Source organism: Roseateles sp. P4_D2, from assembly GCF_056401875.1.
This window is the reverse complement of sequence record NZ_JBFUIM010000003.1, coordinates 264,074-283,555: the sequence shown is the minus strand read 5'-3', so window position 1 is coordinate 283,555 and position 19,482 is coordinate 264,074. Positions and strand designations below refer to the sequence as shown.

The 19,482-nt window shown below is 65.7% G+C and carries 22 protein-coding genes; 12 read left to right on the top strand and 10 right to left on the bottom strand.

Annotated features, from left to right (window positions below; genetic code table 11):
* Nucleotides 1-4: 4 nt before the first annotated feature.
* The 5 genes from AC1DW0_RS07060 (at nt 5) to AC1DW0_RS07040 (ending at nt 2,632) form a co-directional block, all read left to right on the top strand.
* Nucleotides 5-787: a ferritin-like domain-containing protein gene (locus AC1DW0_RS07060; protein WP_477945251.1), complete on the top strand. Its 783-nt coding sequence runs from the start codon at nt 5-7 to the stop codon at nt 785-787.
* Nucleotides 784-1,689, top strand: a complete 906-nt coding sequence (locus AC1DW0_RS07055; protein WP_477945250.1) for a DMT family transporter — start codon at nt 784-786, stop codon at nt 1,687-1,689. Before AC1DW0_RS07060 ends, AC1DW0_RS07055 begins: the two co-directional genes overlap by 4 nt.
* A gap of 52 nt (nt 1,690-1,741) precedes the next feature.
* The gene (locus tag AC1DW0_RS07050; protein WP_477945249.1) at nt 1,742-2,053 is read left to right on the top strand and encodes an H-NS family nucleoid-associated regulatory protein; all 312 of its coding nucleotides are present in this window, start codon (nt 1,742-1,744) and stop codon (nt 2,051-2,053) included.
* A 23-nt stretch (nt 2,054-2,076) separates the two neighbouring features.
* Nucleotides 2,077-2,256, top strand: a complete 180-nt coding sequence (locus AC1DW0_RS07045; RefSeq protein ID WP_477945248.1) for a hypothetical protein — start codon at nt 2,077-2,079, stop codon at nt 2,254-2,256.
* A 118-nt stretch (nt 2,257-2,374) separates the two neighbouring features.
* The gene (locus AC1DW0_RS07040) at nt 2,375-2,632 is read left to right on the top strand and encodes a hypothetical protein (protein WP_477945247.1); all 258 of its coding nucleotides are present in this window, start codon (nt 2,375-2,377) and stop codon (nt 2,630-2,632) included.
* 30 nt (nt 2,633-2,662) lie between these two features.
* Here the strand turns inward: AC1DW0_RS07040 and AC1DW0_RS07035 are convergent, their stop codons facing one another.
* Genes AC1DW0_RS07035 through AC1DW0_RS07025 form a run of 3 tightly spaced genes read right to left on the bottom strand, consistent with a single transcriptional unit; the run spans nt 2,663 to nt 5,101 of the window.
* Nucleotides 2,663-3,301, bottom strand: coding sequence for an SLATT domain-containing protein (locus tag AC1DW0_RS07035; RefSeq protein WP_477945246.1), 639 nt, complete (start codon nt 3,299-3,301; stop codon nt 2,663-2,665).
* A 9-nt stretch (nt 3,302-3,310) separates the two neighbouring features.
* A complete protein-coding gene (locus AC1DW0_RS07030; protein ID WP_477945245.1) occupies nt 3,311-4,192 on the bottom strand; it encodes an SMODS domain-containing nucleotidyltransferase in 882 nt (293 codons plus the stop codon).
* Between the two features lie 54 nt (nt 4,193-4,246).
* Entirely contained in the window at nt 4,247-5,101 is an 855-nt protein-coding gene (locus AC1DW0_RS07025; RefSeq protein ID WP_477945244.1) for a hypothetical protein, read from the bottom strand.
* Nucleotides 5,102-5,413: 312 nt separating this feature from the next.
* Between AC1DW0_RS07025 and aptA the strand changes: the two genes are divergently transcribed.
* From aptA to AC1DW0_RS07000, 5 genes are all read left to right on the top strand, one after another.
* Complete coding sequence (gene aptA / locus AC1DW0_RS07020; protein WP_477945243.1) at nt 5,414-6,730, top strand: omega-aminotransferase AptA; 1,317 nt, start codon at nt 5,414-5,416, stop codon at nt 6,728-6,730.
* Between the two features lie 55 nt (nt 6,731-6,785).
* Nucleotides 6,786-7,946: an esterase-like activity of phytase family protein gene (locus tag AC1DW0_RS07015; protein ID WP_477945242.1), complete on the top strand. Its 1,161-nt coding sequence runs from the start codon at nt 6,786-6,788 to the stop codon at nt 7,944-7,946.
* Nucleotides 7,946-8,833 carry a DMT family transporter gene (locus AC1DW0_RS07010; protein ID WP_477945340.1) on the top strand — a complete coding sequence of 296 codons (888 nt, stop codon included), beginning with the start codon at nt 7,946-7,948 and terminating at the stop codon, nt 8,831-8,833. The genes AC1DW0_RS07015 and AC1DW0_RS07010 overlap by 1 nt, the downstream gene beginning before the upstream one ends.
* A 164-nt stretch (nt 8,834-8,997) precedes the next feature.
* Nucleotides 8,998-9,849 carry a PIG-L deacetylase family protein gene (locus tag AC1DW0_RS07005; protein ID WP_477945241.1) on the top strand — a complete coding sequence of 284 codons (852 nt, stop codon included), beginning with the start codon at nt 8,998-9,000 and terminating at the stop codon, nt 9,847-9,849.
* Nucleotides 9,846-10,826: a succinylglutamate desuccinylase/aspartoacylase family protein gene (locus tag AC1DW0_RS07000; protein ID WP_477945240.1), complete on the top strand. Its 981-nt coding sequence runs from the start codon at nt 9,846-9,848 to the stop codon at nt 10,824-10,826. Before AC1DW0_RS07005 ends, AC1DW0_RS07000 begins: the two co-directional genes overlap by 4 nt.
* A gap of 57 nt (nt 10,827-10,883) precedes the next feature.
* Here the strand turns inward: AC1DW0_RS07000 and AC1DW0_RS06995 are convergent, their stop codons facing one another.
* From AC1DW0_RS06995 to yghU, 6 genes are all read right to left on the bottom strand, one after another.
* Nucleotides 10,884-12,332 (bottom strand): sensor histidine kinase, encoded by a 1,449-nt coding sequence (locus tag AC1DW0_RS06995; protein WP_477945239.1) that lies wholly within the window; start codon nt 12,330-12,332, stop codon nt 10,884-10,886.
* A gap of 170 nt (nt 12,333-12,502) precedes the next feature.
* On the bottom strand, nt 12,503-13,996 hold the full coding sequence (locus AC1DW0_RS06990; protein ID WP_477945238.1) for an ATPase domain-containing protein: 1,494 nt from the start codon (nt 13,994-13,996) through the stop codon (nt 12,503-12,505).
* On the bottom strand, nt 13,993-14,418 hold the full coding sequence (locus AC1DW0_RS06985) for a hypothetical protein (RefSeq protein ID WP_477945237.1): 426 nt from the start codon (nt 14,416-14,418) through the stop codon (nt 13,993-13,995). The genes AC1DW0_RS06990 and AC1DW0_RS06985 overlap by 4 nt, the downstream gene beginning before the upstream one ends.
* Nucleotides 14,419-14,476: 58 nt before the next feature.
* Complete coding sequence (locus AC1DW0_RS06980; protein ID WP_477945236.1) at nt 14,477-14,815, bottom strand: hypothetical protein; 339 nt, start codon at nt 14,813-14,815, stop codon at nt 14,477-14,479.
* A gap of 36 nt (nt 14,816-14,851) precedes the next feature.
* Nucleotides 14,852-15,481, bottom strand: coding sequence for a glutathione S-transferase family protein (locus AC1DW0_RS06975; RefSeq protein WP_457390040.1), 630 nt, complete (start codon nt 15,479-15,481; stop codon nt 14,852-14,854).
* The gene (gene yghU, locus AC1DW0_RS06970; RefSeq protein ID WP_477945235.1) at nt 15,478-16,359 is read right to left on the bottom strand and encodes a glutathione-dependent disulfide-bond oxidoreductase; all 882 of its coding nucleotides are present in this window, start codon (nt 16,357-16,359) and stop codon (nt 15,478-15,480) included. Before yghU ends, AC1DW0_RS06975 begins: the two co-directional genes overlap by 4 nt.
* Before the next feature lie 87 nt (nt 16,360-16,446).
* Here yghU and AC1DW0_RS06965 point away from each other — a divergent pair, with 87 nt between their 5' ends.
* Nucleotides 16,447-17,118 (top strand): DsbA family oxidoreductase, encoded by a 672-nt coding sequence (locus AC1DW0_RS06965; protein WP_477945234.1) that lies wholly within the window; start codon nt 16,447-16,449, stop codon nt 17,116-17,118.
* Between the two features lie 104 nt (nt 17,119-17,222).
* A complete protein-coding gene (locus AC1DW0_RS06960; protein ID WP_477945233.1) occupies nt 17,223-18,215 on the top strand; it encodes a recombination-associated protein RdgC in 993 nt (330 codons plus the stop codon).
* Nucleotides 18,216-18,314: 99 nt separating this feature from the next.
* On the opposite strand, the gene AC1DW0_RS06955 is transcribed toward AC1DW0_RS06960, so the two are convergent.
* Nucleotides 18,315-19,385, bottom strand: coding sequence for an asparaginase (locus tag AC1DW0_RS06955; protein WP_457390090.1), 1,071 nt, complete (start codon nt 19,383-19,385; stop codon nt 18,315-18,317).
* Between the last annotated feature and the right edge of the window lie 97 nt (nt 19,386-19,482).

The following is a 19,482-nucleotide window of genomic DNA, read 5'->3' as shown; positions in this document are numbered from 1 at the left end:
GGCAATGTCCGACCTCCGCCTGGCCACGCTCGGCCCCCTCCTGATTGCCGATGCGCCCGCCAAGGCCGCCGCCACGCTGGCGCTTGACGCCGCCCTGCCCGTCGATACCGGCGCGCTGATTCCCGAGCCCGGCGGCATTCCGGGGCGCCCCGCGCGCCCGCGCCTGGTCGAGCACATCACGCTCAAAGGCCCGTCGCTGCGCACGCCGGCCGGCATCGCGGCCCTGGTGCACGCCATCGCCCACATCGAGCTGAACGCCATCGACCTGGCCCTGGACATCTGCTGGCGCTTCCCCGGCATGCCCGAGGCCTTCTACCGCGATTGGCTGCGCATCGCCCAGGAAGAAGCCAAGCACTTCACGCTGCTGCGCGAGCATCTGCTGACGCTGGGCTTCGACTACGGCGACTTCGACGCCCACAACGCGCTGTGGGACATGGCCGAGCGGACGAAACACGATTTGCTCGCCCGCATTGCCCTCGTGCCGCGCACGCTGGAGGCACGCGGGCTGGATGCCTCGCCCGCCGTCAAGCGCAAGCTCGTCGGTGCCGGCGACAAACGCGCCGGCGAGATCCTCGACGTCATCCTGCACGACGAGATCGGCCATGTGCTGGCCGGCAACCGCTGGTACCGCTTCCTGTGCGAGCAACGTGGGCTGGACCCGATCGCGACCTACGCCGAACTCGCCACCCTTCATCAGGCGCCCAAGCTGCGCGCGCCCTTCAACCTCGAAGCTCGTCGCGCAGCCGGCTTCGACGAAGCGGAACTCGCCGCGCTGGCTCGCCCATGACGCGGTTCCAGGCCAATCTGCTGCTCACCTTCGTCGCGCTGATCTGGGGCTCGGCATTCGTCGCCCAGAACAAGGCCATGGCCGACGTCGGCCCACTGCTGTTCACGGGCGTGCGCTTCCTGATCGGTGCCCTCGTCGTGCTGCCATTGGCCCTGCTGGAGTGGCGCCGCCTGGGCCGCGCAGGCCGGCCGCTGGTGAAGCTGGACGGCATTCACATTGCCGGCCTGGGTCTCCTGATGACGCTGGGCGCCGTCATGCAGCAGGTCGGCATACAGTTCACCAGCGTGACCCATGCGGGCTTCCTGACGGCCATCTATGTGCCACTGGTGCCCGTGCTGGCCTGGCTGCTGCTTCGCCAGCGCTCGCACTGGTCGGTCTGGCCGGCGGCGGCGGGCTGCCTGGTCGGCGCCTTCCTGCTGTCCGGCGCGCATGAGATGACCATCGGCTTCGGCGACATCTGCGTCGCCGCCTCGGCCATTCCCTGGGCCGTGCACGTCTTGATGGTGGGCCGTTGGGCCGACCGCATGGGCGCGCCCTTCCTTGTCGCGAGTGGGCAGTTCGCCGTCTGCGGCCTGCTGTCGCTGGCCGCTGCGTCCGGGCTGGAGGCGGTGCACTGGGCCGGACTCGCGGCGGCCGCCTGGCCCATTGCCTACACCGGCATCGTCTCGGTCGGCATCGCCTTCACGGCCCAGGTGGTGGCCCAGCGCTACGCCCACGCGGCGGACGCGGCCATCATCCTGTCGGCCGAGACCCTGTTCGCCGCCGCCTTCGGCTATGTGCTGCTCGGCGAGCGGCTCAACACCGCCGGGCTGATTGGCTGCGGCCTGATGCTCGCCTGCATCCTGCTCGTGCAGCTGCTGCCGCTGGTGGGAACCCTAACGTTGCGCAAACTAAACTGCTAGCTGCCGCTGGCGGTGAGTCAGCCGCGCAGACCTGACTACGGCGTCGTACGTTATGTCGTTCGTTCAGCCACCTGCGGAACCCGCTCCTACCCCATCCCCGGTTGCGCTCGCGGTAGAGGGGGGCGCGCAAAAGGGCAGCGGCAAGAACGTCTCCCGCTATCGCAACGCCGCCACCGGCGAGACGTGGTCGGGCCGCGGGCTGCAGCCGAGGTGGCTCAAGGCCGCGATCGCCGCCGGCGGCAAGCTGACCGACCACGAGGTCAAAGAAGAAAAGAGCAAGGCCGCCTCCGGCGGCAAGGCCAAGAAGAAGCCGGCTTCGCCGGCCGCCGACGCCACGGGTGAGCTGTTTGGAACCGAGGTCTGACGCCGCGCCCCCGTGTCCCCACGTTGCCCCCATGCACGCAGATCCGCTTTGTCGACGGCGAGCTGGAGAAGCTCTGCGGCGCCTGCTTCAGCTGGTGGCCAGCCACCCGCGAGTTCTATCCCAACCGCAAGGACCGGCCTGGCCTGCCCAGAAGCCACTGCAGGGCCTGCGGGCAGGACTACCAGCGCAGCGCGCACTACTAGCGCGTTGGCGTGTGGTCTACCGCCTCTCCTTCCATGCAGGTCCTCGCCGGCGTCCGTGGCTCAGCGTCACGGTACTACCGCCCACCCTGCTCCATCTGTCCACCAACAGGAGCCCAACATGATCGGCACCCAGCCTATCGGCGCCATCGAAGACGTCGTTATCACGGCCGTTGCGCACGAGGGCCTGTCGGTCCTCGTCGACGGCACGCCCGGCCGCCTGGCCATCGTCGACAAAGACGGCCACGCGGTCACCTCCAGCCCCCTCGTCGCCCGCGAGGCCGAGGCCGTCGCCCTCAACAGCTACCCCCCGGATGCTCAAGGGCCAGGGCCACCTGTGTGTGCTCAGCAAGCCGCTGCAGAAAGCGGCGGCAGCTGAGTTGCCCAAGCTCGGGTGAGGACCAAATCGTTACTTTGCGGCAGACGCCGCAATGCCTGATGGTTGCGCGGTCCATGCGCTAGATAGAGGCAACGCTCCGCTTACATGCACGCAAACTAATCCCAATACCAGAGCGACTACGGCGTAAGCGCTTAGGGGAATTTTGTCTCTAAAAAATGAAAACGGTCGACCTTCATTAATCCAGTCCGTCTGCATCTGCCAAAAAAACTTGTAGTGTGCATACCAGTCCGAAAGGAATATTTGTTTGCCGATACATATCGCGTTTGTTTCCAATCTAATCTTCTCCACACTAGGCAGAAAGGCTGTCGCATCGGAAGCTGCGGGCAACGATTCCACCCGGCGATATAGCACATGAAGCTCATGGAATGCTAGAGTTAACTTGCGGCCGACCTCTTCATATTTCACCTTATCGGCTCCGTAAAAGCCGATGTACAGGGCGGCAACGCCAAATACAACAAAAGCTGCGGCAGCATGTTGAGAGGACCAAATCGGCACAAATAGACTATAGATGCCACCAACGAGCGACACAAAACCAAGCCATCCAGGGCCTTTCTCGACGATGTCGAATGTTGCGAAATGCGTCTTGGCCCCAAACCCGATGTCGTAGCCTGCAACAGCTATCAACTTTAAAAGCTGCTCTCGATTCACTACGATTCCTTAAGCCGGAAAACACGGACCAAATATGGTACGAAACTTTTGCGAAGCGGCCCAGTAGTGCTGCTTCTCCAAGCTCTCGATGGCCGCGAGTGCCAGGCCGTAGGCCGCCGCCGCTTGTTGCACGAACCCTCCTGACTTCCAAGCATAAGCTCCACTGCCGGGCACTCGCCAATAATTCTGCGAGCGATCTCTCTCAGACAACCATAAAAAGAAATCTCGCGTCAGGTAATCGTAATAGAGGAAGGACTTGTCCTTATATGCCCAGGCTTCGATGAATTGATAAGTAAGCGTGTCGATCAGCATTCCGCTAATACTGATACCGTGATGATCTCGCCAAGACCTCACTATGCGCCCTAACACGACCAGATTGCAGTTCGCTTCTTTATTCCGACTATAAAACTCGTTGATTTCCTCCTTCGGTCGACATACCTGCCAACTGCCGCCACCATTTGTGTCCGCATACACGTAACCGCCGCCGGTGTTATTGAATACAGGCACAACCTCGAAAGTGATCCCATCTGTATACGGAATTTTGACTATCTGTCCATCCACATAGATGTTCGAGCCAGGATATGTTCGTAGCAACGAGGTCTTAACCGCCTGTAGCAGCGCACTCTGCCTAGCACTGGTGTAAGCATTGAACCTTTCATAGGTTGCATACGGCAGTACGTAGAGCAAATCCACATCACTTAATGAGTCCACGGCCGTGTTTCTGCCATAGGACCCGCCATAGAACCGATTGGCAACTTCCGAATCGGTATTTCTGAAATCCCGATTTAGCCGCCTAGTAATTGCAGCAGTGCGCCGAGCAATTGAAGCCTTTTTGGCTTCCGGGATTTTCAGAGCCCCGGCGAACGACGAGAAAATCTCCGCAACTGACATCCCCCATCCTCCTCCGCTTAATAGGCGAGATGACTCTCGCGGGCGTTTTTTTCGTCAAATCCTGCGCGGGTCGCCAAACGCAATTTGTCCCTTCTGCGTCAATGAATATCGGCCCCCAACTAGGTTTAGGTAGCCAACGTCGTGCATGAGTTGGACGAGTCGGTTAACTAAGGATGGCTCCATGTTCAATTTGAGCGCTACCACTTTGGAGTTCATGCCTTCTGACATCGGCGTCGTCAAAACGTCAACGACGCGCTGCGCAGACTTGGAGTCATGCAACCACTCCTCTTTAAGGGCCCGGACTTCCACATTTAGCTCAGCCACGAGTGCGTCGCTGCTACTTTTTAGCTCGTTGATGCTACGGTCTGCTTCCGCCATCCGAAGAGCGTACTGGTCCACGTTGCTGCTCAGCGCGTCCCGATCCGCCTTTAGCTTTGACTCCCTAGCGTCTGCGCTGTTTGCAATTTCTCGGTAATGCGCCGCTTCGCCCTCTGCCTTGCGCAGACCCTCTTCCTGCTCGCGATAGCGCGCCCTGAACTCGGCACGGAGAAGGTTGGACTCCTCAAGCGTTAAAGGGGTCTCTTCTTCGATCTTCGACCGCTGCTGGTTGTTGGCCTTCTGCTGCCGAAGGACGAACCCGTTCACCCATCGAGCTGGGTAGGGGTAGCCGAGGATGTACAGCAGCGCCGAGACCAACGGCAAGACGGCGCCTCTGACGACAATGGTCTGCCAGTCCGGGAAGGCCAGTCGCTGTATCAGGTCAAGAGTCGTCGTGACCGTATTCGACGACAGAACGATCATGACGAACTTGTAGTTCCAACCGGCCCAAGCAATCAAAAAGCTGCTTAACAACGGACTGGAAAACCGCTCGACCAGCGTCTGTTGAAACGCCTTGAAGGCCTCTTCCATGGCTCACTCCCTTGGCCCCTGACTGTCCGCCTTCAGCGGCACCAGCCAATCGGGAGAGACGCTAGTTCTCAACGGTACAAATGCCGTTGGTACGCGCAACCTGTGGAGGCCGGCGACTTAGTGCAGACGTCTGCACCAACGACAAGGCCTGCATCAGCGGGCCTTTTTACGTCGATCATGTAATGCGGGTGACGCCGGCGCAGGCAAGACGTTGATTTAGAGCAACGTACGGGAGCCCTGAGGTGCCGCCAGATTCTGACCACCCCGTCAAATTAGCTTTTAGACTTTGGGGTCCTTTCCCAGGAGCCTCGCATGAGCGCAGACGTTTCCAAGCTTGACGCCTATTGGATGCCCTTCACTGCCAACCGGCAGTTCAAGCAGGCGCCGCGTCTGCTGACGCATGCCGATGGCATGTATTTCCGCGACGACAAGGGTCGCGAGATCCTCGATGGCATCGCGGGCCTGTGGTGCGTCAACGCGGGCCACAACCGCAGCAAGATCGTCAAGGCCATCCAGGACCAGGCCGCCGAGCTGGACTTCGCGCCGCCCTTCCAGATGGGCCACCCCAAAGCCTTCGAGCTGGCCGAGCGGCTGGCGGCCATCGCGCCCACGGGCATGAACCGCGTGTTCTTCACCAACTCGGGCTCCGAGTCGGTCGACACCGCGCTCAAGATGGCCATCGCCTACCACCGCGTGCGCGGCGAAGGCGCCCGCACCCGCCTGATCGGCCGTGAGCGCGGCTACCACGGCGTCAACTTCGGCGGCATCTCGGTGGGCGGCATGGTGGCCAACCGCAAGATGTTCGGCAGCCTGCTGGCCGGCGTCGACCACATCCGCCACACCCACGACCCGGCGCGCAACGCCTTCTCGGTCGGCGTCCCGCCGCATGGCGCCGAGTTCGCCGACGACCTGGAGCGCCTGGTTGCCCTGCATGACGCGTCGACGATTGCCGCGGTCATCGTCGAGCCCGTGGCCGGCTCCACCGGTGTGCTGCTCCCGCCCCTGGGCTATCTGCAGCGCCTGCGCGAGATCTGCGACAAGCACGGCATCCTGCTGATCTTCGACGAGGTCATCACCGGCTTTGGCCGCACCGGCAGCCCGTTTGCCGCCCAGACCTTTGGCGTCACGCCCGACCTGATGACGGTGGCCAAGGGCATCACCAACGGCTGCGTGCCGATGGGCGCCGTGTTCGCGCAGCAGAAGATCCACGACGCCTTCATGACCGGACCCGAGCACCTCATCGAGTTCTTCCACGGCTACACCTACTCGGCCCACCCGCTGGCCTGCGCCGCCGGCATCGCCACGCTGGACACCTACGCCGACGACGACCTGCTGACCCGCGCCGCGCGCATGGAAGGCGAGTTCGCCAAGGCGCTGCACTCGCTGCGCGAGGAGCCCAATGTCATCGACGTGCGCAATATCGGCCTGGTCGGCGGCATCGAGTTGAAGCCGCTGGACGGCCAGCCGGCCAAGCGCGCCTTCAACGTCTTCCTGGACTGCTGGGACAAGGGCCTGCTGATCCGCACGACCGGTGACACCGTGGCGCTGTCGCCGCCGCTCATCATCGAGAGTGGCCACATCGAACGCATCGTCGACACGCTCAGAGGCGCCCTGCGTCGCGCCGCATAATCCGCGCCCCGTGGCGGCAGTACCGGCGCCGCGGCCCCGCCCTGGAGTTTTCCCAATGAAATGGCTACTCGCCCTGCTACTTGCAGGGTCCGCCCACGCACAGACCCTGAACTACATCGGCCAGCAGATCGTGCCGACGAGTGCAAGCTTCCGCGGGGTGCCGGTCGGTGGCCTGTCCAGCATCGACTATGTGCCCGCCACCGGCCGCTACCTGGCCATCTGCGATGACCGCAGCGACCGCGCGCCGGCGCGCTACTACGAGCTGAGCCTGGACCTGTCCAAGTTCCGCCGCAGCGCCAACCCCGGTGAGGCCGGCGTGGCCTGGGTCGGCATGACCACCATCCTCGACCTCGACGGCCAGCCCTTTGGCCGCAACCAGGTCGACCCCGAGAGCCTGCGCCTGGACGCCAGGCGCAACCTCATCTACTGGGCCAACGAGGGCCAGCGCGTCTCCAGTTCCTTGCAGAACCCGACCGTGCGCCGCATGAGCCCCGACGGCAAGCCGGCCGGCGAATTCCCGGTGCCGGGCTACTACAACCCCCTGGGCAGCGCCGGCGGCATCACGCCCGGCGACGTGGGCGTCTATAACAACCTCGCCTTCGAGAGCATCGCCATCACGCCCGACGGCAAGACGCTGTGGACCATGAGCGAGAACGGCCTGGCCCAGGACAGCCTGCCCACGGCCGTGGGCCGCGGCAGCCGCGCGCGCATGCTGTCCTTCGACCTGGACAGTGGCAAGGCCGGCGCCGAATACATCTACGACGTCGGCCCGGTGCCCTTCCCGCCGGCGCGCCAGGGCGATTTCGCCACCAACGGCGTGCCCGACATGCTGGCCCTGTCGGCCCATGAGTTCATCGTCATCGAGCGCGCCTTCGCCGTCGGCGCCGTGACGCCGGGCATCGCGGCGCTGACCAAGCAGCCCACCAGCAACACCATCAAGCTCTACCTGATCGACACACGCGGCGCGACCGATGTGTCGGGTTGGTCCAGCATCAAGGGCCACGAGGTCGTGCCCGTCAAGCGCACCATGCTGCTGGACCTGTCGTCGCTGAAGAACGACGACGGCAGCGTGCTGGCCCTGGACAACATCGAAGGCATCACGTTCGGTCCGATGCTGGACGGCAAGCGCACGCTGATCCTGGTGTCCGACAACAACTTCAATCCCGCGCAGTTCACGCAGTTCCTGGCCTTCACCATCGACGGCAACTTGCCGTGATGGTGCCCTGGCGGGCGTATGCCCTGCTGGCGGCCAGCACCAGCCTGGTCGGCAGCTATGTCGGCCTGTCCAAGCTGCTGGTCGCGGCCTTCCCGGTCTTCCTGCTGGCCGGCCTGCGCTTCGGCTTCGCGGCCGTGCTGATGCTGCCCTGGCTGAAAAAGCCCGCCCACGAAGCGCCGCTGGATGCGCGTTCGCGCTGGTTGCTCTTCCTCGAGTCCTTCCTCGGCAACTTCCTGTTCTCCATCTGCATGCTGTTCGGGCTGCGGCAGAGTTCGGCCGTGGTCGCTGGCGTCATCATGGCCGGCATCCCGGCGGCCGTCGCGCTGCTGAGCTGGGCCTTCCTGCGTGAGCGCCTCGGCGGCCGCGTGCTGGCCGGCATCGCCTGCGCGGTCGGCGGCATTGCGCTGGTGGCCAGCGGCAAACAGGGTGGCGGCGCTGAGACGACGCCGGTGGGCGCGCTGCTGCTGCTCGCGGCCGTGTTCTGCGAGGGCTGCTATGTCGTCATCGGCAAGAAGCTGACCGCCGGCCTGGGCCCGAAGCGCATCAGCGCCCTGATCAACCTCTGGGGCCTGGTGCTCGTCGCGCCACTGGCCATCTGGCAGGCCCTGAGCTTCGATTTCGGCGCGCCGCGCATGCTGGACTGGGCGCTGCTGGGCTACTACGCCGCCACGGCCAGCGTCATCACCGTCTGGCTGTGGATGGCTGGCCTGAAGGGGTTGCCGGCGGCCAAGGCGGGAGTCTTCATGGTCTTTCTGCCAATCAGCACGGCCCTGATCGGCCTGGCTCTCGGTGAATCCATCTCCGCCCTTCAGGCCCTGGCCTATGGCCTGGCCTTATTGGGTGTGCTGCTGGCGACATGGCCGGCCAAGGAGCCAGCGAGGCCGTGAGCGCGGCCCGCGCCGGGGCGAGTTGCGGTGGCCGGCAAGGCGCAGGTGACGCCGCGTGGCGGGCGCCACGCAAGGAGCCGGCAACGCCGCCGGGTGCCGCAAATCGCCCCGGCGCGGGCCACGCTCACGGCCTCGCTGGCTCCTACTCTCTGTAGGATGCCGGCATGTCCCTGGATGCAGACCTCGCGCGCTGGCGTGAGCACCTTTCCCGCTTTGCCGAGCTGTTGGGCAACCCGCCCGACCGCGTGACCGCACCCGGCCGCGAGCCAAGCCCCGGCCATTGCCTGATCTTCGCGCCCCACCCCGACGATGAATGCATCGTCGGCGCCCTGCCACTGCGGCTTCAGCAGGAGGCCGGCTGGCGGGTCGGCAATGTCGCCGTGACCCTGGGCAGCAACCCCGAACGCCGCGAGTCGCGCTGGGTCGAGTTGCAGGACGCCTGCGGCGTGCTGGGCTTCGACTGCATCCGCGTTGGCGAGGCCGGCCTGTCGGACGTGCGCGCCGACACGGCCGAACGCGAGCCGCAGCTGTGGCAGGCCCATGTCGACACCATCGCCGCGCTGCTGGCCCGCCATCGCCCGGCCCTTGTGCTGGCACCGCATGCGCTGGACGACAACCCCAGCCACCGCGGCGTCTACCGTCTCGTCGCCGAAGCGCTGGCCGCCGCACGCCTGGACGCGGTGCTGGCCCACACCGAGTTCTGGTCCACGCAGTCGGCACCCAATGCGCTGGTGCAGACCAATATCGCTGACACCGCCCGCCTCATCGCCGCGCTGGAGCGCCACACCGGCGAGATCGAGCGCAACCCGTATCACCTGCGCCTGCCCGCCTTCCTGGCCGACGCCGTGCGCCGCGGTGGCGAGCTGGTGCTGGGCGCCGGCGAGGAGCCGCCCGACTTCGCATTCGCCACCCTCTATCGCCTCGTTGCCTACCGCGCCGGCCAGCCCGCCGCCGAACTGCCGCGCCGCGTCTTCTCCGCCGACAAGGCCCTGTCTTCCGCCCTGCTCCAGTCATGAACCAGCCCACCCACATCCGTGTCCACCAGTTCGCCGGCCTGCAACCTGGCCCGCGTTTCCTCGTCACCGGCGCTGTGCATGGCAACGAAATCCATGGCACCAAAGCCATGGCCGAGATCATTCGCCAGCTCGATGCCGGCGAGCTGACGCTGCTGCGCGGCACGCTGACCCTGGTGCCCATCGTCAACCCGCTGGCCCACCAGCTGAACCGCCGCGAAGGCGACCGCAACCTCAACCGCAACCTGCGCCCGCCGGTCATCGCGCATGATTTCGAGGACCGCATCGCCCGCCAGCTCTGTGCCTTGATCGCGCAGCACGACGGCATCCTCGACCTGCACAGCTTCCAGGGCCAGGGCCCGGCCTTCGCGATGATCGGCCCGCGCAACAACAGCGGCGAGCTGGAGCCCTTCTCTCAGGAGGCGACCGAATCGGCGCTGGCCGCGCGCCTGGGCGTGGGCCGCATCGTCGAGGGCTGGCTGTCGACCTATGCCCTGGGCCTGCAGCGCCGCCAGCAGCGCGAGCACGACGGCTCGCGCCGCGCCTCGCTGATCTCCGACCCGCACTACGGCGTCGGCACCACCGAGTACATGCGCTCCACCGGCGGCTGGGCCATCACGCTGGAATGCGGCCAGCATCTGGACCCGAACGGCCCCGAGGTCGCGCGCCTGGCCATCCTGCGCTCGCTGGTGTTCCTGGGCATGCTGGACGCAAGCGCCGTCGAGCCACACCGCCCCACTCAGGCGCCTGAGTTGCTGCAGCTCTACGACGTCATCGACCGCGAAGCCGAGGGCGACCAGTTCGAGCAGGGCTGGGCCAGCTTCGACGCCATCGCGAAGGGTCAGCAGATTGGCACCCGCGCCAGCGGCGAGGCCGTGCTGGCGCCGAGCGAGGGGCGCATCGTGTTCCCGAACACCAAGTCCGCGCCGGGAACCGAGTGGTTCTACCTGGCGCGGCCCAGCGACCGCAAACTCGGTTGAACGCGGGGCAGCTCCGCCATCGAGGCCGCCTGCTGTATGCCGGCCTTGCGTCCCCACTCAAGGCGTGGCAAGCGCGGCCAGGGGCAGCTTGACGATGAACTCGCTGCCCTTGTCATGGCCCGCGCTGACGGCCACGACTGTGCCGCCATGGGCCTCTACGAGCTCGCGCACCACCGCCAGGCCAATGCCTAGGCCGCCGTGGTGCATGGCCATCGCGTGCTCGTTTTGCACGAACAAGTCGAATACATGCGGCAGCGCCTCAGCCACGATGCCGATGCCGTTGTCCGACACGGTGACCGAGATCACGCGATCGATCACGGCAGCCGTGAGGGCGATGTGGCCCCGGTCACGCGTGTACTTGACCGCGTTGTCGAGCAGATTCCGAAAAACTTGCTCGAGCCGCACGGGATCGCCATGCACGTTCAGCGGGCCTTGTGGCAGAGAAACGCGCAGGCGCTGATGCTTCTCGTCCATCGCCGGTTGGCAGGACTGGGCCACCCCGCCAAGGATCGCCACCAAGTCAACATTGCCGCAGACCAGATGGAACTTGCCCGTCTCGGCGCGAGATCCATCCAGCAGGTCGTCGATGATTCGGGTCATGTGCGCCACCTGCCGCTTGATGACCTCCTGCAGCCACGCATGCCGGCTTTCATCACCGCGGGATCGGCTCAGCAATTCCGCGGCATTGCTCAGTGGTGCGAGTGGGCTGCGCAATTCGTGCGCGACCATCGCCAAATGGATGACGTGCTGCTGATGCGCGCCCGTGGCCCGCTCCGCCGATACCCTGGATGCGAGCGCTGACAGAAGCAATTGCTCGTTGGCGTCACGCAAAGCATGACGGTGGGGATTCGGGCTGGGCGTTGCATCCAGCGGCACAGGCTGCGTCCCCAGGCCGTGCGTGTCGCCGAAGTCCGGCACGTGCCCGCTGTCAGGCACGTCTTCAGCGCCGTGGAACTGGAACATGGCACCGCCCATCTTCTTGGCGCGGTACATGGCCGAATCGGCCTTGTCGATGAGCTGCATGGCCGTACGACCGTCATCGGGGTAGATCGCGATGCCGATGCTGGCACTGACCCTGAACGCGGGCAGGCTGTCGATGCGGATGGCAGCAATCAAGTGCAACATCTTCAGCGCGATCTGGGCGGCGTCAGCGGCTTTCGAGATCTCGGCAAGGAGCACCAGGAACTCGTCACCGCTGTGGCGACTGACGGTGTCCGAATCGCGCACGGCCGTCCCAAGATTCAGGGCGACCAGCTTGAGCGCCTCGTCGCCGATCAGATGGCCGAAGTTGTCGTTGATTTGCTTGAAACGATCGATGTCGACAAACAGCACCGCACTGCGTGTGTGCCGGCGCTTGGCCATCGACAACGCCGTCTGCAACCGGTCCAGCATCAGCGCACGGTTGGGCGTGTCGGTCAGGGCATCGCGCTGGGTGATGCGCGTCATCGCCATCAACTTGTCCGTCGCCGCCTCGGCAATCGCCTCGGCCTGCATGACGGCCAGCACCAGTTGCTCGTTGGCCTCCCGCAGTTGCGCGGCCCGCGTGGCGTTGAACTGCTGCTGCACCTGTTCCAGGTCTTGCCGCAGGCGCAGGAGCTCCGCACGGATGGCACCGACGTCTTCGTCAGGCTGCTGTGCTTGGGCAGGTGGCGCCCGCGGCGGATGGGCGTCGTCGCTCACGGCGGCTTCGGTGCTCGAAATGACGCAGGAGGCGCCGGAGCCCCTGCCTGGCGGGTTGGCCGGCCGGCCAGCTGGCCTTCATAGCCCTCCAGCATTGCGCCGATCTGGATGCCCTCGTCGTTGACGTGGAACAGGCGCAGCTCGTTGGAGTGCGCGCTGGCGCGGACCTTGACGACGGCCAGCACGCGTTGCAGGCGGCTGTCCACCTCGATATACCGCTGCACGATGATGGCGTCGGTCAGGAAGGCCGTGCCATAGGGACTGAAGCGCAGGTCGTCATAGCGGTCTTCCAGCTCCGACGTCATCAACACCGTGGCGCCGGTGCTGGCCAGTGCGGTGACCATGCGCGCGAGCGACTCGCGGAAATCCTCGCGGAAGGTTGGCGCGAGCGCCAGCTCGAAGCCCGACAGCGAATCGATGACCACGCGGCTCGCGCCCAGGCGTTGGATCTCCGCGATCAGCAAAATCGACAGTTCGTCGACCGACATGCCGGCCGCCTGCGTGTCCACAAGCCCGACGCGGCCGCTCCCGACCAGCTCGGCCACCGCCGGCGTGCGCGAGAGACTTGAGCCCTGCTCGAAGGAGGCGATGACGCCCGTCTCGCCGCGCCGTGCGCCTTCTGCAAGAAAGGCCGAGGCCAGGATGGTCTTGCCCGAACCCGAGGGCCCCGCCACCAGCAGTGAGTAGCCGCGTGGCAGGCCGCCGCCCATCAAGGCGTCAAGGTCGGGCACGCCGATGCTGAGCCGCCCGCCTGTTTCAGCGACCGCATTGATGGGCGGAAACGACTGCAGCACGGGCGGAAAGACGGTGATGCCGTCAGAACCGATGCGGAAGGTGTGCAGGCCGGGCGAAGTCGCCTGACCGCGCAACTTCATGACTTCCATGTTGCGCACGACGGAGTTGCGCTTGGTGCTCTGGCGCAGCCAGATCAGACCATCGGCAACGGTGAAGACGGGGTTGGGATCGGCGTCGGTGAAGTACTCGCCGATCAGGAAGGTCGTTGCCTGCCAGCTGGTCATCAACATGCCAAGCTGTTGCACGAAATGCTGCAAGGTGATGTAGCTGTTGCCGTTGCCCTGGCTGGCCAGCATGACCGATCGGAAGGAGTCGACGAAGACCAGGCCGGGGCGATGTTGCTCGACGGCGGCAACGATCTTTTCGAGCACCTTGTCCAGATCCCCGGCGGCGGTGTCGTCGGCCAGGTTGATGAAGTAGATCGAACGGTTGACCTCGTCGCTGTCGAAAAACTCGAACTGCTGCATGTAGCGCAGCATCTTCAGCGGCGGTTCGCCAAGCACGGTGAAGTACAGCGCCGGTCGTTCGGGCGTGGCCAGCGCGAACATCATCTGGTGCGCCAACGTTGTCTTCCCGCAGCCCGGCGGGCCGGCAATGATGTTGAAGGAGAACTCCGGCAGGCCACCGCCCAGCACCTGGTCCAAGCCCTGCACGCCTGTGGCCAGGCGGTTGATGGTTGCTTTGGCGGTGGTCATGTCTGGGAGTCCTGTGCGGGCGCGTCGGTGGAAGGGGGTGCCCATACGGGATCCAGCAGCCGCTCCGTGAGCGTGGCGCCGATCAGGCTGGACAGGAGGTCGTAGAAGGTACCCAGCAACGCGGCATTCAGCGCGGCGGCTTCGGCGCTGGCCTGACCCGCCAGGACCGCGCGCAATGCACGGAAATCGCCGGGGCGGGCATCCGCATTTGCAGCGGCGGCCAGCGCAGGATGAGCGGTTCGCGTGAGGTGCAGGCTGCGCTTGAGCAGCGCTGAGACGCCATGGCGCCCGACGATGGGTGACAAGGCGGCGTCGATCCGGCGCCAGACCTCACAGGATGCGTCGGCAATCACCGCCGCACTGGCGCCCTCTGCGAGCTGACGTGCCAGGACCGCTTCGATATGTTGCGGTCCAGTTGACATGCACGACCCCGTCAGTTGCCGCAATGCGGACTGACGGATAGTACCCCCCCCCGCGTGGCTAGTACTGACCGATGAACTGGAAGTGAAGCTCGGGCGACTGCGGAAAGTCCGCCGCCCTCAGCTTGGCCATGACGTTAGCGGCGAGAGAAGAGAGCTGCTCGACGGATTGCGTCACGTACTGATCATGCTCGATGCCCAGTGAGGCCAGCCTTGTGCCGATGTACAGGAAGTAGTCTTCACCGTCCGTCATGCGTCCCGTGTAGGCTTCCAGCCCGACCGACCTCGCCTTCTGGCAACGGACATCGCTGCCCGTATCGCAGGCGTCAAGCCCCTCCTCGTCGTCAGGGTCGAGCTCGAACTTGATGCCGTAGAAGGCGATGAATGCGTCCGCTCCCATGGTGCTGCCTTTCAATGTCTGACGGTGATCGATGGCCTACGCCATCGTGCCTCTCATCTCCATCGCCGCTCGCCAGCGCCGCAGATGGGGATGCTCGTCACCGGGCTTGACCTTGACGACCCGCGCAAAGTCCACCGCCACCACGGCCGTGATGTCGGCAATGCTGAACTGGCCAGCGGCGATGAAGTCGCGCTCCGCCAGATGCGCGTTCAGCATCGCAAAGAAGGCCTGCACCCGCGCCTGCCCGCGCTCGGCCAGCGCGGGGATCTGCGCGTAGTCCAGCGGCCCCGCCAGCGCGCGGTTGACCATGGCGGGGCTGCTGTTGCGGAATGCCTCGGCAATCGCCAGCAGGCCCTCGAACTCGACGCGCCACTGCCAGCCCGCGATCTCGGCCTTGTCGAGCGGGCTGCGGCCGAGCAGCGGCGGCTCGGGGAAACGCGCCTCGATGTAGGCCGCAATCGCGGCGTTGTCAGTCAGCACAACGCCCTCCTCCGTCACCAGCGCCGGCACCGTGCACTGCGGGTTGATGCGCCGGAACGCCTCGCCCATCTGCTCGCCATTGCGCAGGTCGACCTGCACCGTTTCGTGCGGCGCCCCCTTCTCGGCCAACAGGATGCGCGCGCGGCGCGGGCTGGGCGCGGTGGCGCAGTCGTAGAGGGTGATCATGGCGCCACCAGCTTGTCTTGCGTCTTGGTATCGAAGTCGCTGGCTTCGTGGCGCTCGTGAAGCTGGCTGCCGGGTTCACCCCAGGTGCGGTTGACCTTGCGGCCGCGCTTGACGGCCGGGCGCTGGGCGACCTCGTCAGCCCAGCGGATGACATGGGTGTACTCGTGCACCGACAGGAACTCACCCGCGCCGTAGAGCTGCCCCTTGGCGAGCGCGCCATACCAGGGCCAGATGGCCATGTCGGCAATGCTGTAGGACTCGCCCGCCAGATAGGGCGCTTCAGCCAGCCGGCGGTTCAGCACATCGAGCTGGCGCTTGACCTCCATGGCATAGCGGTCGATGGGGTACTCCTGCTTGGTGGGCGCATAGGCGTAGAAGTGCCCGAAGCCGCCGCCAAGGAAGGGCGCGCTGCCCATCTGCCAGAACAGCCAGCTCAGCGCCTCGGCGCGCGCCGCACCACCTTCGGGCAAGAAGGCGCCGCCGAACTTTTCCGACAGGTAGACAAGGATGGCGCCCGACTCGAACACCCGCACCGGTTCTGGCCCGCTGTGGTCCACCAGGGCCGGAATCTTGGAATTGGGATTGGCCTCGACAAAGCCGCTGCCGAACTGTTCGCCCTCGTTGATGCGCACCAGCCAGGCGTCGTACTCGGCGCCGGTGTGGCCCAGCGCCAGCAGTTCCTCCAGCATCACGGTGACCTTGACGCCATTGGGCGTGCCCAGCGAATACAGCTGCAGCGGATGGCGGCCAACGGGCAGCGCCTTGTCATGGGTGGCGCCGGCGATAGGGCGATTGATGCTGGCGAACTGGCCGCCGCTGGCCTTGTCCCAGGTCCAGACCTGGGGCGGGATGTAGTCGGTCGTTGTCGGATCGGTCATGCAGGCGTTCCAGGATGCAAACCCGGCAACGCTAGCGCAAAAGCCGGTCACACCTCGGTCAAGCCTGCAAACCTGAGGGGCATCTCGATGCCCGCGAAAATGCCACCCATGCGCATCGACTTCATTTCCGACATCGTCTGCCCCTGGTGTGCCATCGGCCTGTATTCGCTGGAAGCGGCGGCGGCCCGCATTCCCGGGCTGGAACTGGACCTGCACTTCCACCCCTTCGAGCTCAACCCCGGCATGAAACCCGAGGGCCAGGACATCGAGGAGCATCTGGCCGAAAAATACGGTGCCAGCCCGGCGGCGCTGGCCGGCACGCGACAGGCGATCCGTGAGCGCGGTGCGGCGCTGGGCTTCGAGTTCCGCATGGAGGCGCGCGGCCGCATCTACAACACGCGCGACGCCCATCGCCTGCTGCACTGGGCGGACGAAGCCTTTGGCGGCGCCGTGCAGCGCACGCTGAAGGTGGCAATGCTGAAGGCTTATTTCACCGATGGCCGTGATGTGTCCAATCACGAAGTGCTGCTGAGCCTGGCCACCGCCGCCGGCCTGCCCGAGGCCGAGGCGCGCGAGCTGCTGGCGGGCAAGCGCTACGCCGAAGAGGTGGCTGCCGCCGAGGCCGAGGTGCACGCCCAGGGCATCCATGCCGTGCCGGCCGTCATCGTCAACCAGCGCCACCTGATCCAGGGCGGCCAATCGGTCGAGGTGTTCGAGAAGCTGCTGCGCCAGGTCATGGACGAACCGCACCTGGCCTGACCCACCCCTCGCCGGCGCCGCCGCGCGACCTGAGACAATCGCGGCCTGATCGCTGCCTATTTGCGAAGCCCGCCGCTGGCGGGTTTCTTGTTTGTATCGAGCCCATGTTCAAGAACCTCATCGTCTACCGCATCGGCGAGGGCTGGCAGCCCGACGCCACCCAACTGGCCGACAAGCTGGCCAAGGAACCCTTCCTGTCCTGCGCCCCGACGCAACCCCTGGCCGTCGGCTGGGCCCCGCCGCGGGACATCGAGCACGCGCCCCTGGTCGAAGTCATCGACGGCCACTGGCTGCTCAAGCTCAAGCGCGAGCAGCGCCTGCTGCCCTCCTCCGTCGTGCAGGAGCGCATCGACGAGCTCGCCGAGCAGATCGAGGCCCAGACCGGCCGCAAACCCGGCAAGAAGGCCAAGAAGGACATGAAGGAGCAGGCCACGCACGAGCTGCTGCCGCGCGCCTTCACCAAGACCTCGGCCACGCGCGTCTGGATCGCGCCGGAGCAGCGTCTGCTGTTCGTCGATGCCGGCTCCGCCAGCCGCGCCGACGAGGTCGTCACGCTGCTGATCCAGGCCGCCGACGGCCTGTCGTTGCAGCTGGTGCAGACGGCCGAAAGCCCCGCCGCCTGCATGGCCGCCTGGCTGCTGGACGGCGTGACGCCCGAGGGCTTCCAGATCGAGCGCGAATGCGAACTCAAGGGCAGCGATGACGAGAAGCCCGTCGTGCGCTATGCCCGCCACCCGCTGGACATCGACGAGGTCCGCGCCCACCTGACCAGCGGCAAGATGCCGACCCGCCTGGCCCTGAGCTGGAACGACCGCGTCGCCTTCACGTTGACCGAGGGCTTCGCGATCAAGAAGATCAGCTTCCTGGACCTGGCTTTTGAAGGCCGGCCCGAAGCCAGCGGCGACGAGGCCTTCGACGCCGACGCGGCCCTGGCGACCGGCGAACTGGGCCGGCTGATCCCGGCGCTCATCGAAGGCCTGGGCGGCGAGCATGACTTCGCCGCAGCCGGTGCGCCCGCCTCAGCGCCCGCGCCCGCCATCGCCTCTCTGCCGGCGAACGTGCCTGAGGACGCGCTCAGTGAGTCACCGCCCTGGTGACACCCCAGGCGTCGGATCGCTTGGGTAGCTTGGCGCGGCACCGGCAGGCACGCCACAACGGTGCCGTCAGCCGCGAAGCTCTCGGCACGCTCCGCTAGATCAATATTCCCAGAAGATCCGCTGCAGCTCAGCGGTGGTCTGCGGCTTGGTGAGGGCCACGGCGGCCAGGATCTTGGCCTTCTGGGGGTTCAGGTCGTGGGCCACCACCCAGTCGTACTTGTCGTCGGGCTGTTCGGCGTTGCGCAGCACGATGCCGTCAGCCACGCGGCTGGAGCGGATGACCAGCACGCCCTTGCTGCGGATGGACTTGAGCTTGTCCACCGCGTAGTCGGGCACCGAGCCATTGCCCGTGCCGGCGTTGATGATGGCCTTGACGCCCGGCGTGGCCGCCGCGTCGTACAGCGCCATGTTCATGCTGCCCGAGCCATAGACGATGGACACGTCCGGCAGCGCGTCGATGGTGTCGATGTCGAACTCGGAGTTCGCGGTATGGCGCTTGGCCAGGCTGCGGAACCAGAAGGTCTTGCCCTCGACCACCATGCCCAGCGAACCCCATTGGCTGCCAAAGGCGCTGGTCTTGATGTTCACGCGCTTGGCTGCGTCACGGCCGGACAGGATGTCGTCGGCCATGGTGATCAGCACGCCCTTGCCCTTGGCGCTGGGCGAAGCCGCCACCACCACCGCGTTGTACAGGTTCAGCATGCCGTCGGCCGACATCGCGCTGCCCGGCCGCATCGAGCCGACAACCACGATGGGCTTGTCGCTCTTGATCACCAGGTTCAGGAAGAAGGCTGTCTCTTCCAGCGTGTCGGTGCCGTGGGTGACGACCACACCGCCCACTTCCGGGTCCTTCAGCAGCGCGGAAACGCGCTTGCCCAGCGTCACCAGCTTGTCGTTGGTGAAGCTCTCGGAAGCGATCTGGAAGGCTTGCTCGCCGCGCACGTTGGCCACGCTGGCCAGTTCGGGCACACCGGCGATCAGCTTGTCCACCGGCACCTTGGCGGCCTGGTAGGTGGCGCTGTTCAACGCCGAGGCGCCAGCACCGGCGATGGTGCCGCCGGTGGCGACGATCACCACGGTGGGTTTGGCGGTCTGGGCCAGCGCCGGCAAGCCGGCGAAGGCGCTGGCCGCCAGCAGCGCGGCGCAGGCGGCGCGCAGGCCGAAGGTCATGGATTGCATGCGGAGTTCTCCTCTGGTTGTAAAGAAACCAGCGCGAGTAGATGCGAGAAACGGGCTCGCATGAATACCGATCCGGCATTCACGCTTT

What these genes read in the sequence shown, in the direction of transcription:
- AC1DW0_RS06980 (WP_477945236.1), bottom strand. Translation starts at nt 14,815, where the DNA reads ATGGGAGCGGACGCATTCATCGCCTTCTACGGCATCAAGTTCGAGCTC.
- AC1DW0_RS06990 (WP_477945238.1), bottom strand. Translation starts at nt 13,996, where the DNA reads ATGACCACCGCCAAAGCAACCATCAACCGCCTGGCCACAGGCGTGCAG.
- AC1DW0_RS06965 (WP_477945234.1), top strand. Translation starts at nt 16,447, where the DNA reads ATGCCCGCGAAAATGCCACCCATGCGCATCGACTTCATTTCCGACATC.
- yghU (WP_477945235.1), bottom strand. Translation starts at nt 16,359, where the DNA reads ATGACCGATCCGACAACGACCGACTACATCCCGCCCCAGGTCTGGACC.
- AC1DW0_RS07060 (WP_477945251.1), top strand. Translation starts at nt 5, where the DNA reads ATGTCCGACCTCCGCCTGGCCACGCTCGGCCCCCTCCTGATTGCCGAT.
- AC1DW0_RS07005 (WP_477945241.1), top strand. Translation starts at nt 8,998, where the DNA reads ATGTCCCTGGATGCAGACCTCGCGCGCTGGCGTGAGCACCTTTCCCGC.
- AC1DW0_RS06960 (WP_477945233.1), top strand. Translation starts at nt 17,223, where the DNA reads ATGTTCAAGAACCTCATCGTCTACCGCATCGGCGAGGGCTGGCAGCCC.
- AC1DW0_RS07050 (WP_477945249.1), top strand. Translation starts at nt 1,742, where the DNA reads ATGTCGTTCGTTCAGCCACCTGCGGAACCCGCTCCTACCCCATCCCCG.
- AC1DW0_RS07040 (WP_477945247.1), top strand. Translation starts at nt 2,375, where the DNA reads ATGATCGGCACCCAGCCTATCGGCGCCATCGAAGACGTCGTTATCACG.
- AC1DW0_RS07015 (WP_477945242.1), top strand. Translation starts at nt 6,786, where the DNA reads ATGAAATGGCTACTCGCCCTGCTACTTGCAGGGTCCGCCCACGCACAG.
- AC1DW0_RS07010 (WP_477945340.1), top strand. Translation starts at nt 7,946, where the DNA reads ATGGTGCCCTGGCGGGCGTATGCCCTGCTGGCGGCCAGCACCAGCCTG.
- AC1DW0_RS07025 (WP_477945244.1), bottom strand. Translation starts at nt 5,101, where the DNA reads ATGGAAGAGGCCTTCAAGGCGTTTCAACAGACGCTGGTCGAGCGGTTT.
- AC1DW0_RS06955 (WP_457390090.1), bottom strand. Translation starts at nt 19,385, where the DNA reads ATGACCTTCGGCCTGCGCGCCGCCTGCGCCGCGCTGCTGGCGGCCAGC.
- AC1DW0_RS07030 (WP_477945245.1), bottom strand. Translation starts at nt 4,192, where the DNA reads ATGTCAGTTGCGGAGATTTTCTCGTCGTTCGCCGGGGCTCTGAAAATC.
- AC1DW0_RS06985 (WP_477945237.1), bottom strand. Translation starts at nt 14,418, where the DNA reads ATGTCAACTGGACCGCAACATATCGAAGCGGTCCTGGCACGTCAGCTC.
- aptA (WP_477945243.1), top strand. Translation starts at nt 5,414, where the DNA reads ATGAGCGCAGACGTTTCCAAGCTTGACGCCTATTGGATGCCCTTCACT.
- AC1DW0_RS07055 (WP_477945250.1), top strand. Translation starts at nt 784, where the DNA reads ATGACGCGGTTCCAGGCCAATCTGCTGCTCACCTTCGTCGCGCTGATC.
- AC1DW0_RS07000 (WP_477945240.1), top strand. Translation starts at nt 9,846, where the DNA reads ATGAACCAGCCCACCCACATCCGTGTCCACCAGTTCGCCGGCCTGCAA.
- AC1DW0_RS06975 (WP_457390040.1), bottom strand. Translation starts at nt 15,481, where the DNA reads ATGATCACCCTCTACGACTGCGCCACCGCGCCCAGCCCGCGCCGCGCG.